Source organism: Kitasatospora sp. NPDC058190 (assembly GCF_042883685.1).
In the GTDB taxonomy this organism is placed as follows: domain Bacteria; phylum Actinomycetota; class Actinomycetes; order Streptomycetales; family Streptomycetaceae; genus Kitasatospora.
Map to the genome: position 1 here is coordinate 1 of NZ_JBHVVI010000069.1, position 13,499 is coordinate 13,499.

Genomic DNA, 13,499 nt, shown 5'->3' on the forward strand with positions numbered 1-13,499 from the left:
GGCCTGCGACGAATCACTGATCACCATGCCAAGCAGCCTGCCATGCACCCGCGGCTGTGATCACCCCTCCACGAACTTCCGCGGAGCAGCACTAGGTCGCCGGGCGGCGGCGGACCGCCCGGACGGCGCGGGCGAAGGGCTGCTCGGCCGGCGCGGCGGCCGGGGTCGCACCGCCGTCGCCGCCGTCGCCGCCGCGGGCCGGCAGGTCGTTGGCGATCACGGCGGCCTCGGTGAGCAGGCCGCGCACCTCGGTGGCGCGGTAGAAGATCCGGGTGCCCTCCCGGCGGGCCACCACCAGGCCCGCCGCCCGCAGCTTCGCCAGGTGCTGCGAGGTGGCCGCGACATGGGCGCCCAGCAGTTCGGCCAGCTCGCTGACCGGCAGCTCGCGACGGCTCAACGCCCACAGCAGCCGGTACCGCGACGGATCGGCCACCGCCTTCAGCACGGCCACCGCCCGCTCGGCCGCGTCGGTGTCCCAGGCCTCTTCCTCAGCACCACCCATGCATGGATCGTACCGACGGACGCCCGCCCTCAGGCCGCACGCGTCCCGTTCAGGTACGCCAGCACCGCCAGCACCCGTCGGTTGTCGTCGTCCGACGCCCCGAGCCCCAGCTTCGCGAAGATGTTGGAGGTGTGCTTGCTGACCGCGCCCTCGCTGAAGTGCAGGCGCTGGGCGATCGCCGCGTTGGAGCGGCCCTCGGCCATCATCGCCAGGACGTCCCGCTCCCGCGCGGTGAGCATGGCGAGCGGCTCGTCGTAGGCGTTGCGGGCGAGGAGGCGGGTGATGACCTGGGGGTCCATGACCGTGCCGCCGGCGGCAACGGTGTGGACGGCGTCGACGAACTGGTCGGCCTTGGAGACGCGGTCCTTGAGGAGGTAGCCGACGCCGCCGGCGCCGTCGGCGACCAGTTCGCGGGCGTAGAGCTGTTCGACGTGCTGGGAGAGGACCAGGACCGGCAGGCCGGGCTGTTCGCGGCGGGCCGCCAATGCGACCTGGAGGCCCTCGTCGGTGTGGGTCGGGGGCAGTCGGACGTCGACCACCGCGATGTCCGGGCGGTGTTCGGCGAGGGCGGCGGCCAGTTCGGGGCCGCTCTCCACCGCTGCGACGATGTCGTGCCCGTGGGCGCGCAGCAGCAGTTCCAGTCCGTCCCTCAGGAGGACGAGGTCCTCGGCGAGGACAACGCGCACGGTAGCTCCATGATCAGCCTGGTCGGGCCCCCCGGGGGGCTGGTCACCGTGAGCGTACCGTCGAAGACCGCCAGCCTGCGCTGGATGCCCCGCAGGCCACTGCCCTTGTCGGGGTCGGCCCCGCCCTGGCCGTCGTCGGTCACCTCGGCGCGCAACAGCCCTGCGGCGTGCGTCAGTTCCACCGTGGCGTGGCGGGCGCCGCCGTGCTTGACGGCGTTGGTGAGCGCCTCGCTGACGGCGAAGTAGACCGCCGACTCCACCGGGGCCTCGGCCCGGCCCGGCAGTTCGGTCCGGACCTCGACCTTCAGCGGCACGTCCAGCGCCAACGCCCTTACGCCCTCGGCCAGTCCGCGTTCGGCGAGCACCGGCGGGTGGATGCCGCGGACCAGGTCGCGCAGTTCCTGCAGGGCCTGGGTGACGTTCTCCTGGGCGTCCGTCACCACCCGCTTGGCACTCTCCGGGTCGCGGTCGATCAGCGCCGCCACCGCACCCAGCCGCAGGCTCACCGCGACCAGTCGGGCCTGGGCGCCGTCGTGCAGGTCCCGCTCTATTCGGCGCAGTTCGGCGGCCTGGGCCTCGGTGGCGTCGAGCCGGATCTCGGTGAGCTGCTCGACCCGCTGGGCCAGCCGGGTGCGTTCGGTGGGGCCGAGCACGGAGCGGGTCCAGAGCCCGTGCAGGCGCAGCGCGGGCCGGGCGAGGGCGAGGCCGCCGGCGATCAGGACCGGGCCGAGGAGGACGGCGAGCAGGCCGCCGAGCGGCAGGTCGTACGGCACGAGGGACTGGCCGAGCCCGTACAGGCCGGCGGCGACCAGCAGGACGGGCGTGGCGGCGACGGCCCCGCCGACCAGCGGGTCGGAGATCGCCCAGAGGGCGTCGCGCCAGGTCGCCGGGTCGTTCCAGAGCCAGCGGAGGGTGCGTGCCATGCCCGCGAACCAGCGGCTCTTGTGGTAGTCGTGGCCGGTCCAGAACCAGCCGTGCAGGGTGCGTTCCAGCGCGGGCCGCGGCTGGTACGGCACCGGTACGGGCACCTGCGACCAGTGGCCGGACGCCCAGCGGGCGGCGCCGGCGGCGGCGCGCACCACCTTGGTGGCGGACGGGAAGAGCGGGAACATCCCGAGGCAGCCCCAGAGCAGGAAGGACGCCAGGTACAGCACGCAGAGCACGGCCCCGACGGGTATCAGCAGGGTCAGGACGGCGAGGCGTCCGAGCGCCCGCACGGCCGTGCGCAGCGCCTGGGCGGCTCGGGTCTGCGGGGTGGTCACGGGTCCTCCGGCAGCTCGGGTTCGGGTGATCATGATGGCAGTCGGGCCGTGTCCTGGACGGCGGCGGAACAGGTCGCGGCCTGGGCGGCCGCGTGCTTGGCGCGGATCAGCCGGTACACCCCGTGGAAGCAGGCCGTGCCCAGCAGGATGAAGCCCGCCTCCACCGGCAGCTGCCAGTCCGGGGGCAGGTACAGGGCCAGGAACCAGCTCCGGTTCGTCGGCGCGAGCAGTGTCATCCCCATCGCCACCCCGCCCTGCGGGGCGGCGCTCAGCACACCGGCCGTCACCAGCAGTCCGGCGATCGTCGCGCGGCGGCGGGAGAGGCCGTCCAGCAGGTCCTGCTCCTCCTGCGACCGGGCCGTCTCCGTCACCCGCCGCACGCCCTTGCGCATCACGTCGAGCAGCTCCGGCCCGCGGGTCTCCAGTCGGCGCCGGGCCTCCCGGCCCATCCACCAGGCGTAGAGCAGCCCGGTGCCCAGGCCGACCGCCGCCCCCGCCCAGCGCAGCGGTGCGCTGTGCAGCAGGGTGCCGGCCAGCACGACGCCGGCCGTCGGCAGCGCGGCGAACAGCTGGAGCAGCAGCACGGCCAGGCTCTGCATCCGCGCCTGGTCGCCGCTCTCGTCGCTGAAGCCGTCCAGCGGGTTGCCGCCGGGCCGGTCGGGGAACGGCGCCGGGCCGAGCAGGGACATCAGCGGCGTCAGGCCCGCCCCGGCGCCGAGGACGGCGGGCAGGGTGGCGAGCAGCCAGGGCCAGGCCCAGCCGTTCGGGACGGCGAGGGTCGCGGCCACGGTGAGCAGCAGGGCGGCCGGGCCGACCACCAGCAGCCAGGCCAGCTGCCGGGCCCGGACGTCGGTCCGCTCGGCGCCGGGGACGACCAGGGTCAGCCAGAGCGCGCCGGCGTCCAGGCCGTACAGGCTGCAGCCGAGCGCGCCGGCGTACAGCGCGAGGACGACACCCGTCCACGGCAGCACGGTGGGGAATCCGCCGAGCAGCGGGAGCAGGCCGGTGAACAGGGCGGTCCACAGCGCGATCCGCAGGAAGCGGGCGCGGCGCGGGTCGCGCGCCCACAGGCGCAGTTCCTTGCCCAGGACGGCGCCCCCGGGGCTGTCCGGGAGGGCCCGCAGCCGGGCGCCCCGGCGGGCAGTGGCCCGGCCGCCGCCGACCGTGCCGCGCGCCAGCTGCCGGGAGAGCAGGGCGGTCCAGGCGGCGAAGAGCAGTGCGCAGAGGGCGAGCAGTCCGCCGAGGCAGGCGCCGGCCAGGGCCCAGTCGGAGCGCCGGGCGGCGTCCACGGCGACCGCCGCCCAGCCGGAGGGCAGCGCGCGCACGACCGTGCCGACGGTGGCGGCCCAGTGGCCGCCGAGCAGCTCGACGAAGAAGCCGATGCCGAACCAGCCGGTGTTGAGGAAGCCGCAGACCAGGCCGACCAGCAGCGCGGACAGCTCCCAGCCGAGCCGCGAGCGGGCGACGCTGCCGAGGCTCTGCAGGCTCAGCTTGGCGAGCACCACGACGAACAGCAGTTGGAGCAGCGCGGCGGGGACGGCGACCAGGGCGGGCAGCAGCCCCAGCCCGGCGCCGAAGACGATCAGCACCGTGAAGGCGATCAGGCTGACCACCGGGGTGATGCCGACGAACGAGGCGCCCAGCAGGCCGAGGGCGAGCCCACTCGGGCGCTGCGGCACCAGGGTGAAGTAGGAGAGCCGCAGGGTCGGGTCGCCGCCGGTGAGGGTCGGGCCGACCGCCCAGCCCACGGTCCAGACCAGCAGCACCAGGGCGATCGTGCCGACCCCGGCCTCGGGGGCGGGGAAGTCCACCAGGCCGAGCAGCGCCGTGCCGACCGCCGCCAGGGCTCCGCACACGCCCCCGGTGATCAGGCTCGCGGCCCGGGGGCCGGACATCGACCGTCGCAGGACGGCCAGCTTCATTCCGGTCAGGACGCCAACCACGACAGTCCCTCCTTCCCGCCGGTACGGGCGCCGACCAGCTCGACGAAGACGTCTTCCAGGCTCCGCCCGGCGCGGACCCGGTCGACCGGGCCGGCCGCCGGCACCCGGCCGCCGGCGATCACGCCGACGTGGTCGCAGAGCTGCTCGACCAGGGCCATCACGTGGCTGGAGAGCACCACCGAGCCGCCGGAGGCGGTGAAGCGCTGGAGGATGACCCGGATGGTCGCGGCGGACACCGGGTCGACGGCCTCGAAGGGCTCGTCCAGCACCAGCAGTCGGGGGGCGTGCAGCAGGGCGGTGGCCAGGCCGATCTTCTTGCGCATCCCGGTGGAGTAGTCGATCACCGGGGTGTGCTCGGCCTCGTCCAGTTCCAGGACGGCCAGCAGCTCCTCGGCCCGGGCGTCCACGGTGGCGGCCGGCAGAGCGCGCAACCGGCCCAGGTAGTGCAGGACTTCACGGCCGGTCAGCCGCTCGGGCAGCATCATGCCGTCCGGCAGCACCCCGACCAGGGCCTTGGCGCGCACCGGGTCGCTCCACACGTCGACCCCGAAGATCTCCGAGCTCCCGGCGTCCGGCCGCAGCAGGCCGACGGCCATCGACAGGGCGGTGGTCTTGCCGGCGCCGTTGGGGCCGACCAGCCCGTAGAACGAACCGCTCGGCACGACCAGGTCGACTCCGTCCACGGCGGTGTGCGCGCCGAACCGCTTGCGCAGGCCGGCCAGCCGCAGCGCCGGGGCGCTGCCATCCGTCGCCGGCCGGGGCTCCCGCGCCCCGTGCACCGTTCCCCGCACCTTGCCCCGCACCTGGTCCTCCCCGCGTCTCCCACGGCCGCCCGGGCTCCGGGCGGCTCGTGATCAACACTAGGAAGGGCGAACAGGCCGCAGAATACGGCTGAGCCCCCGGTTGGGGGTGGGCCTGGGCCCACCCCCAACCGGTGACGGCTCAGCCGACGTTGACGGTGAACTGACGCTTGGTCTGCTCCGGCCCGCCGGAGAAGGTCCCACCGAGCTTGTCGCGGTAGTCCACGTGGAGGGTGACGGTGGTCCGGCCGGGGTTCTGGGCGGCACGGAAGACGAAGTAGTAGTGGCCGCCGGAGTCCGAGCCGATCGCACCGCCCAGGTTCGCCAGACCGACGTTCCGCACGTACTCGTCGCCGACGGTCTGCACCACCGCGGAGTCGGGGGCCGGGTCGGCCACACTCCAGATGTCGCCCCAGTTCCGGTGGGCGCTCACCTCGACCGAGAACACCTGGCCCGGCTTGACGAGGAGTTCACCTGAGGTCGCGGTGAACACCGTGCCGTGGTCGAGCTTGCCGGCGGCCATCTTGTGGATCGCCACCGCGCCCGCCGCACCCGCGACGGCCAGCAGGACGACCGCGACGAGGAGGATCCGCTGCCACTTCTTCTTCACGAGTTCGACTCCCGGTTGGTTACGCGCAGTGCCAGTACGGCGGCGACCGCGTCGAGCCAGCGGGCGACCAGCTGGTCCCCCGCCGGGTCCCGCACGACCGTGGCGGCCGCCGCCAGCCAGCCCCGGGTCACCGCGGCCGCCGGGCCGGGCAGCGGTTCGGGCAGTTCGGCCGCGAAGCCGGTGCCGCCGGAGCGGACCACCTCGCCGAGGAAGACCACGGCGCGCGGCAGCACGCCGAGCCGGTCGGCGGTGATCGCGGCGGCGACCGCGCCGTCGCCGAACAGCACGGAGCGGACCGTACCGGGGGCCGACAGGCCGAAGCGCAGCAGGACCTCGATGTCCATCTCGGCCAGCCGGTCGTCGCTCAGGGGTTGGTGGTGGGTGCTCAACTCTCAGGCCTCACTTGGGCATCCGGACGCTGTCGGCGATGGGGAGCTCGTCCCCCTGGGTGGCGCCCCCCAGGTGGTTGTGGATGAAGTCGTCCTCGCTGACCCAGACGGTGTAGCCCCAGGGGTTGTAGATCTCCAGTTGGTCGCCCCGGTGCCCGATGATCATCATCTGGTGGCCGTCCGGGAGGAGCTTGTCGTTCTTGACCGAGATCGGGACCGGCTTGCCCTGGTCCACCGACGACTCGACCTGGGCCAGCACGTCCTTGCGCTGGTCCGTGTCCCCCAGGTCCACGTTCTTGTAGCCGGCCCCGGTGTGGTCGCCGATCTCGGAGTTGGCGATGTCCTTGGACTCCCAGTCCCACATCCCGTCCGCCCCCAGGTGCATCCAGGAGCGGGAGTCGTAGACGCGGTTCGTCTCGTTGTCCCAACGGTCCTTGGCGGCCTGCCCGTTGTCGTACTTCGGGTCGCCGGGGTGCCCGCCGGTGGTGAGCTGGAAGGCGAACAGCGGGTCGACCATCGCCCGGGCGGTCACGGTCGAGGCGGCCACGCAGGTGTTGTGCTGGCCCTGGTCCCAGGCCACGCCCCCGTAGCCGGTCCCGTTCTGGCCGGGCGCGGCCGAGTCCAGCTGCACCGGGGAGATCCGCGTCGCCAGCCAACCGGGATCGTCCGCGTGATCGTGGATCTGGTCGTCGAAGGCCTTGATCTCGTCGTAACTGTGCCCGGCGGCCAGCGCCTTCATCAGGTAGGCGCGCTCCTCCGGAGACTTGCTGCCGGCCAGCAGCTGGTCGAACCGGGCCCGGTCGGCGTCGCTCATCTGGTCCATCAGCTGGGCGGCCCGGACCGCGTTGGCCTCGGTCAGGATGGTGCCGTCCCCCGCGTTGCCGCCGACGGACGCGTCGACCAGGACCAGCTTGTCCTCCGCCCCGAGCCCCTTGTTCTTGAACTTGCCGGCCAGCGCCTTGTCCGCCAGCGCGTTCAGCTCACGGGCGGCGGCGCGGCCCGCGTTCTCGGCCTTCACCGCGGCGTCGTAGATCGACTTGATGCCGTCCTTCGCCTTGGCGTGGGCGCTGTGCATCGTGTCGTCGTCCCAGTTGATCGGGTCCGGCGCGCCGGCGACGGTGATGTCGTGCAGCAGCTTCAGCGCCTCGCCCAGCGGAGCGGCGCCCTGCCCGTGCAGGGTCTGCGCCTCGCTCAGCGCGGTGGCCAGCGTGCTGAGCTGCTGGCGGCCCTTCTCCATCGCGTCGCGGCAGCGCGTCAGGTCGTCGGCGGAGGCCTTGACCACCTCGGCGGCCTTCTCGCCGACCTGCCCGGTCCAGGCGTCCGGCAGGTGCTGGGAGCCGACCTGCGCCACCCTGAACTGAATCTGGTCCAGCTGGCCGACCGCCTTGTAGTAGGCGGCGGCGAGGTCGCCGACCTTGCCGGAGTCGCCCTTGGGGCCGGACAGCTGCAGGGCGTCGTGGACGGCGTACTTGAGATCGCCCGCGCCCCACATGCCGTGCGACTCGTCGATGGTCTTCTTCAGCTTCTCGGCCTGCTGCCGCTGGGTGCCCGGGTCGAGGCCGAGCGGATTGAGCTCGTGGTCGGGCACGGTCAGGCCCCCGGCTTCTGGTACTGCTGCGCGACGCCGCTGTCCGTCGTGGTGTAGTTGGCCGCGGTGGTGTGCACCTTGCCCCCGAGGTCGGTCAGCGCGTCGAGGTTCACCCCGAGCTCGTCCTGCCAGGCCGACCAGAAGGCCTTGGCCGCGTCACCCGCGTACTCCCCGAGCACCGCCGGGTCCGACATGTTCAACTTGCCCAGGGTGTCCTTGACCGAGCGGACGTCCTGCCCCGCCGCGATCAGCCGGTCACCCGCGTCCCCGAGCTTGTCCGGATGCGCACCGAACCCCGTCCCGGCGCCGTCGCTACCCATGCTGTTCCCCCGATTCCCCGTCATACCGTCCGAAGATCGCCGGTCAGCATAGCGGCAGTTCTGCCGCCTCCCACCAGGGAGAACGGCGGAGTGGAGGGGTGCGCGCACAACCCCGCCGGATCTGTACGGAACGGGCACAGGATCGGGAGGAAGCCTTGGGGAACCGAACGCTCACCCAGCGGAGCCCCGCCCCCACCCCCTCACTCAGATGAATCAGTCCAACCCTCAATCAACTCCTGGCAATCCCAGCACCGGAACGTGATCCCGAAGGCGAAGGAATCCGCCACGCACATGGCGTGATCAGGCGGACAACGCCTTGGAGGGGCAATCAAGTTTGACTGGAGAGTGGGCTCAAACTAATGTCCTCGGCGGTCTTTACTTCTTCGAACCACCACAGAGCCAAGCCTTCCACCAGGACTGAACCGCACGGCCGACCCACATTCGGCCCGACCGGGAACTCCGGGCGGGCTTCGCGCCTTTCGAAGGAGAACGGGGAAGAGATCAACGGGGGCAGTTGTGGCGGATGGGACGGCCGGTGCACCGGTCGGCAATGACGAAACGTTACGTTCAGGGACGCACGCGGCCCACATGGAACAGGCCCTGCTACAGGCCCGCTCCCTGATCGAGTCCACTGTCTCCCTGCACCGGCGCAGCACCGGCGGCTCCACCCATCTGACCCGGACCGAGGCCAACGCGATCGGCGAGTCCCTGGACGAGCTGATCGGCGGCGCCCGGCACTCGGTGAGCATCGCCCTGATCACGGCCAATGACTTCACCGAGGCCGTGTCGCGCGCGATGGAGCAGCTGCTCCCCGGCTTTCCGCCGGCCGCGGGCCGGGCCCAGGACCGCTCGGTCGTGGTGCGGGTGCTGTGTGCCGCGGACGCCGTCGACACCGCGCTCGACCTGACCCAGCGGCTGTGCGGGCTCGATCCCGAAGTGCGCGTCTCCGAGGGGGAGTTGCGCGAGGCCCTGGTGGTCGACGGCCGCGGCGCGCTGGTCCGGTCCGCCGCCCACGGGCAGGGCGGGAACGCCGCCATGGTCAGCGAGCTCGCCGTCGTCCGCGCCCTGGACCTGCTCTTCGCCGGGGCGTGGTCGCGAGCCAGGCCGCTGGTGACCCACCTCGGGCTGAGCCCTCGACTCGGGGCCGAACTGGCCCAGTCCATCCTGGAGCGGCTGCAGAGCGGCCACACCGACGAGGCCGCGGCCCAGGAACTGGGCGTCTCGCTGCGCACCTACCGGCGTCACGTGGCGGAGATCATGCGTGAGCTCGGCGCCACCTCCCGTTTCCAGGCAGGTGTGCGGGCCGTCCAGCTCGGCCTGCTCTCGATGGATCGCTGAGCCCCCCGTCGGTGGTGCGCCGCAGCCCGGCGGACCGTCGAACCCCCCGTCGCCGAAGGGAACGAGGACGTGTCCAACACCGCAGCGGATGACTTCGAAAGAGCCCTGCTGGGGGTGAGCGAGCTGATCGACTCGACCGTCGCCATGCACCGTGACCGCTACTCCGCGGACCGACTGGTCACCGTGGTGGACGGCGGGTACGAGGAGATCCTCGGCATCGCCGAACAGCTGATCAACGGAGCGGCGAACAGCATCTCCATCGTGCACGCCCGCGGCCTGGACGGCGAGGCGCGGCCGGAGCGGGCCGAACGCGAACTGCTGTACGGCGCCGACACGGCGATCCCGGTCCGGCTGCTCACCTCCCCCGAACTGGTCGACGAGCAGTTCGTGACGGAGCAGCTGGACCGCGCCAAGCCGGTGGCGGTCCGGGTGGCCCGGGTGCCCCCACTCCAGGCGATCATGGTCGACGGGACGGCCGCGCTGGTGGTGGCCGGCTCCGGGACCGGGCGGCGCGCCTCGGTGATCCGGGTGCCCGAAGTGCTCACCACCCTGCACACCCTGTTCGACAGTGTGTGGCGCACGGCCGTGCCCGCCCACGAACGGGTGGTGTTCGGCGACCGGGCCCGGGCCGCCTTCGCCCGGCAGATCCTGGGCGCGCTGCGGGCCGGTGTCACCGACGAGGTCGCCGCCCGCGAGCTGACCGTCTCGGTGCGCACCTACCGTCGGTACGTCGCGGAGATCATGACCCTGCTGGGTGCCAGCTCCCGCTTTCAGGCCGGAGTGCGGGCCGCCCAGTTGGGCCTGCTGCCGCTGGACGGCCCGGACGTGCGGTCCAGGCCTCGACCGGGCGTCGGGCAGCCGCCCAGGACCAGGCCCGGGCGAGCCCGGCCCGAGCAGCGCTCCACTTCCGGAATAGAGGATTCATAGAGTCATGGCGTAAACCTGGCTGCGAGCTTCCCACCGGTGCTTCCGTTCCGACCACCGTGCACCCAGGAGTACAGATGAATGATGACGAGAGACTGGCGGTCCGGCCCGCACCGCCGTCGGCTCCGCTGGGCGGCCACCCGGCCGACGGGGCCGCGGCGGAGTCCGGCGCGCAGGACTCCGTGCCCTGGGCGGAGCTGCTGGTCGAGTACATCGACACCCTGACCGAGCCGCCCACCGCGGGCGAACGGTAGGCCCCGGGGGCGGGTACGGCTCGCGGACCGGGCGAGGTTCCGTGGCGGGCCCCTTCCCCGGGCCTGCCTCCTGGCTCCTTGCCGGGTCCGCGACGCCGGGTCCGCGACGCCGGGGTCCGACCCGACGACACCTCGGAGACGGGCCCTAACCGCAGAGGTGCCAGTCCTCCTGGCCCTCCCCGTCGTGGAAGAGCGTCACGCCGACCGTCATCAGGTCGCAGGCGAGCTCCGGCTCCCCCTCCTGCACCGCCTGGTCGACCAGGCCGGCGATGGCGGCCCGCTCGCTCTCGAACCAGGTCAGCGGGTCGGCCAGCAGGTCCTCCACCGAGTCGGCGGGCAGCGGGTGCACCCGGGCCGGGCCGTGGACGTCGCCGTGCTCACCGCCGTGCAGTCGGCGGTGAGCCTCGCCGGCCAGGCCCAGCCAGGCCCCGTAGGCCCGGTAGACGGCGGCCCGGCGCTCCTCCTCGCTGTCCTCGGCCCGGGCGCGCTCGCGGGCGAACAGCCGCAGCAGGTTCTGGAAGCGGTAGCGCACCGGGCCGGTGTCCGCGCTGAGCGGTTCCAGCAGCTGGGCGTCGACCAGTTGCTCGATCAGGTCCTCGGCGTCCGTCGGGGAGGTGTCCAGCAGGGCGGCGCCGGTCCAGGCGGCGAACTCGGGCAGGTCGAGCAGTCCGAGCAGCCGGAACATCCGCGCGGCGGTGGCCGGCAGGTCGCGGTAGCTGAGCCCGAAGCCCGCCCGCACGCCGCGCCCGCCCGGGCTGAGCTCGTCGAGCCGGCGCTGCCCGTCCTCCAGCCGGGCGACCAGACTGCGCACCGGCCAGTGCGGCTTGGCAGCGAGCCGCCCGCCGGCGATCCGCAGGGCGAGCGGGAGGCAGTCGCACAGTTCGGCCAGCCGGGCGGTGCCCTCCGGGTCGGCGGCGAGCCGGTCGGATCCGGCGACCCGGGCGAGCAGTTCGACGGCCTCGTCCGGGTCGAGCGGGCCGAGGTGCAGCGGGACGAAGGCGTAGTCGCCGGCCAGCGCGCCGCCCAGGCCGTCCCGGCTGGTGATCAGCACGCAGCAGCGGCCGCTGCCGGGCAGCAGCGGGCCGATCTGCTGGAACGACCGGGCGTTGTCGAGGACGATCAGCACCCGGCGGCCGTCCAACAGGCTGCGGAACAGCGCGGTGCGCTCGTGCTGTTCGGACGGGATCTGCCGGCCGGGCACGCCGAGCGCGCGCAGGAAGCGGTCGAGCACCGCGCCGGGGCGGTGCGGGTCCTCCTGCTCGTCGTAGCCGCGCAGGTCGGCGAAGAGCCGTCCGTCGGGGAAGCGCTCGCCGACCTGGTGGGCCCAGTGCACGGCGAGGGCGGTCTTGCCGACGCCGCCGCTGCCGCTGATCGAGGCGACCGGCAGCGCGGTTCCGCCGAGATTCACCAACAGCCGGTCCAGCCGGTCGAGTTCGGCCCGACGACCGGTGAAGGCGGCGACGTCCGGCGGGAGCTGGGACGGGGCCGCGCCCACCGGGGCGAGGGTGACGGACTCGCCGGGCGCGCCGAGCCCGGGCGCGTCGTTGAGCACCGCCTCGTGCAGTTCGCGCAGCCGGGGGCCGGGGGCGATGCCGAGTTCCGCGGCGAGCAGGCCGCGCCACTCCCGGTAGGTCTCCAGCGCTTCGGCGCGGCGGCCGGAGCGGTACTGGGCGAGCATCAGGTGGGCGGTGGCCTGTTCGCGCAGCGGGTGGTCGCGGAAGAAGGTGGTGAGTTCCCCGACGAGTTCGCGGTGCCCGCCGAGTTCGAGGCGGATCCCGGCGTGCTCCTCGTAGGCGGTGAGCCGCAGTTCGGTCAACCGGGCCGCCTCGGCCTCGACCCGTTCGGCGGTGACGCCCTCCAGGGCGGGGCCGCGCCACAGGGCGAGCGCCTCCTGGTAGCGGGCGCAGGCCTGTTCGGCCCGGCCGGCCCGGGCGGCCTCCCGGGCCAGGACGACGAGCTCCTCGAACTCCACGGCGTCGATGCGGTGTTCGGCGGCGTCGAGCAGGTAGCCGGGGTGGCTGGTGACGATCAGCCGGTCCACGCCCGCTTCGGCCTTGAAGGTCTTGCGCAGCGCGGAGACGCAGATGGCGATCTGATTGCGGCAGGTCGCGGGCGGGCGGCCCTGCCAGACGGCGTCGGCCAGCGCGTCGACCGAGACCGCCCGGTTCGGGCTGAGCAACAGCATCGACATGATCGTGCGCTGCCTGGCGCCCTGGAGCGGGACGGGTCGGCCCGCGACGCTGATCTCGAGCGGCCCCAGGGCCCGGAACACCACCTGAAGCACGAGCTGCCCTCCTGATCCGGCCTCAGCCGCCACCGCCACCCGGCCCCGGGCGCGCGGCGGAACCCCGGCCCGGTCGACGGCGGTTCGCCCGGGGAGCCGTACCGTGTGCGCCGGAATGAGGGTTCCGGCACGAACGGACGGCGGTCCGTCTGCCAGGAGGGTTGTGGTGGCGCATCGGCGGAAGTCGCACTGAACCGATCGGCCTCGGCCACTCTCCCAGTGCACGTCCTGCCTGGACAACGGCCCTGTCCGGAAGTTGACATCCACTCGGCACGAATCCCGGGATGTGAGATTCCTCGTCGCCGGAGGAATCCCCGGGCGGCCGGTGCGGAACAGTGCCGGAAGGCCCGGGAATCGCGCGTCGGCGCTCCGACGGCGGGTGGCCGGGGCCCATCGGCCGGGGAATCCCCGCCGGTGGTGAACCCTCCGGCCGGGCTCTACCGTTCGTGCGCGGCAGGCTCAACCTTCCGTCACCCAGCTGACAGGAACCTGCCCCGTGCCGCCATAACCGGTACAACGTCGATCCAGTTCGACCACCTTCGGCGACCCCCTCCTCACCAGCCGTAGACAAGGCGTGGTGGTGGGCGCCTCTTCAGGCC

At 73.2% G+C, this 13,499-nt stretch carries 13 protein-coding genes; 3 read left to right on the top strand and 10 right to left on the bottom strand.

Translation table 11 applies throughout. The features are described from left to right. Window positions 1-91: 91 nt before the first annotated feature. From ACFVWU_RS27730 to ACFVWU_RS27770, 9 genes are all read right to left on the bottom strand, one after another. Window positions 92-502, bottom strand: a complete 411-nt coding sequence (locus ACFVWU_RS27730) for an ArsR/SmtB family transcription factor (RefSeq protein WP_387625948.1) — start codon at window positions 500-502, stop codon at window positions 92-94. Between the two features lie 29 nt (window positions 503-531). Then, on the bottom strand, window positions 532-1,188 hold the full coding sequence (locus ACFVWU_RS27735; RefSeq protein ID WP_387625950.1) for a LuxR C-terminal-related transcriptional regulator: 657 nt from the start codon (window positions 1,186-1,188) through the stop codon (window positions 532-534). After that, a complete protein-coding gene (locus ACFVWU_RS27740) occupies window positions 1,152-2,450 on the bottom strand; it encodes a sensor histidine kinase (RefSeq protein ID WP_387625952.1) in 1,299 nt (432 codons plus the stop codon). Before ACFVWU_RS27740 ends, ACFVWU_RS27735 begins: the two co-directional genes overlap by 37 nt. 29 nt (window positions 2,451-2,479) lie before the next feature. After that, a complete protein-coding gene (locus ACFVWU_RS27745) occupies window positions 2,480-4,393 on the bottom strand; it encodes a hypothetical protein (RefSeq protein ID WP_387625954.1) in 1,914 nt (637 codons plus the stop codon). Further along, window positions 4,378-5,184 carry an ABC transporter ATP-binding protein gene (locus tag ACFVWU_RS27750; RefSeq protein ID WP_387626024.1) on the bottom strand — a complete coding sequence of 269 codons (807 nt, stop codon included), beginning with the start codon at window positions 5,182-5,184 and terminating at the stop codon, window positions 4,378-4,380. The genes ACFVWU_RS27745 and ACFVWU_RS27750 overlap by 16 nt, the downstream gene beginning before the upstream one ends. Before the next feature lie 151 nt (window positions 5,185-5,335). Further along, complete coding sequence (locus ACFVWU_RS27755) at window positions 5,336-5,803, bottom strand: hypothetical protein (RefSeq protein WP_387625956.1); 468 nt, start codon at window positions 5,801-5,803, stop codon at window positions 5,336-5,338. Continuing rightward, window positions 5,800-6,192 (bottom strand): hypothetical protein, encoded by a 393-nt coding sequence (locus ACFVWU_RS27760; protein WP_387625959.1) that lies wholly within the window; start codon window positions 6,190-6,192, stop codon window positions 5,800-5,802. Before ACFVWU_RS27760 ends, ACFVWU_RS27755 begins: the two co-directional genes overlap by 4 nt. A gap of 10 nt (window positions 6,193-6,202) precedes the next feature. After that, window positions 6,203-7,780, bottom strand: a complete 1,578-nt coding sequence (locus ACFVWU_RS27765) for a hypothetical protein (protein WP_387625961.1) — start codon at window positions 7,778-7,780, stop codon at window positions 6,203-6,205. A gap of 2 nt (window positions 7,781-7,782) precedes the next feature. Continuing rightward, complete coding sequence (locus ACFVWU_RS27770) at window positions 7,783-8,100, bottom strand: WXG100 family type VII secretion target (protein WP_387625963.1); 318 nt, start codon at window positions 8,098-8,100, stop codon at window positions 7,783-7,785. A gap of 588 nt (window positions 8,101-8,688) precedes the next feature. Here ACFVWU_RS27770 and ACFVWU_RS27775 point away from each other — a divergent pair. The 3 genes from ACFVWU_RS27775 (at window position 8,689) to ACFVWU_RS27785 (ending at window position 10,616) form a co-directional block, all read left to right on the top strand. Further along, the gene (locus tag ACFVWU_RS27775; protein WP_387625965.1) at window positions 8,689-9,438 is read left to right on the top strand and encodes a LuxR C-terminal-related transcriptional regulator; all 750 of its coding nucleotides are present in this window, start codon (window positions 8,689-8,691) and stop codon (window positions 9,436-9,438) included. 69 nt (window positions 9,439-9,507) lie between these two features. Further along, window positions 9,508-10,365 carry a LuxR family transcriptional regulator gene (locus tag ACFVWU_RS27780; RefSeq protein ID WP_387625967.1) on the top strand — a complete coding sequence of 286 codons (858 nt, stop codon included), beginning with the start codon at window positions 9,508-9,510 and terminating at the stop codon, window positions 10,363-10,365. Window positions 10,366-10,439: 74 nt separating this feature from the next. Beyond that, window positions 10,440-10,616, top strand: a complete 177-nt coding sequence (locus ACFVWU_RS27785; protein ID WP_387625969.1) for a hypothetical protein — start codon at window positions 10,440-10,442, stop codon at window positions 10,614-10,616. Between the two features lie 145 nt (window positions 10,617-10,761). Here the strand turns inward: ACFVWU_RS27785 and ACFVWU_RS27790 are convergent, their stop codons facing one another. Continuing rightward, window positions 10,762-12,900 (bottom strand): BTAD domain-containing putative transcriptional regulator, encoded by a 2,139-nt coding sequence (locus ACFVWU_RS27790; RefSeq protein ID WP_387625971.1) that lies wholly within the window; start codon window positions 12,898-12,900, stop codon window positions 10,762-10,764. Window positions 12,901-13,499: the final 599 nt, after the last annotated feature.

What these genes read in the sequence shown, in the direction of transcription:
- ACFVWU_RS27730 (WP_387625948.1), bottom strand. Translation starts at nt 502, where the DNA reads ATGGGTGGTGCTGAGGAAGAGGCCTGGGACACCGACGCGGCCGAGCGG.
- ACFVWU_RS27770 (WP_387625963.1), bottom strand. Translation starts at nt 8,100, where the DNA reads ATGGGTAGCGACGGCGCCGGGACGGGGTTCGGTGCGCATCCGGACAAG.
- ACFVWU_RS27775 (WP_387625965.1), top strand. Translation starts at nt 8,689, where the DNA reads ATGGAACAGGCCCTGCTACAGGCCCGCTCCCTGATCGAGTCCACTGTC.
- ACFVWU_RS27785 (WP_387625969.1), top strand. Translation starts at nt 10,440, where the DNA reads ATGAATGATGACGAGAGACTGGCGGTCCGGCCCGCACCGCCGTCGGCT.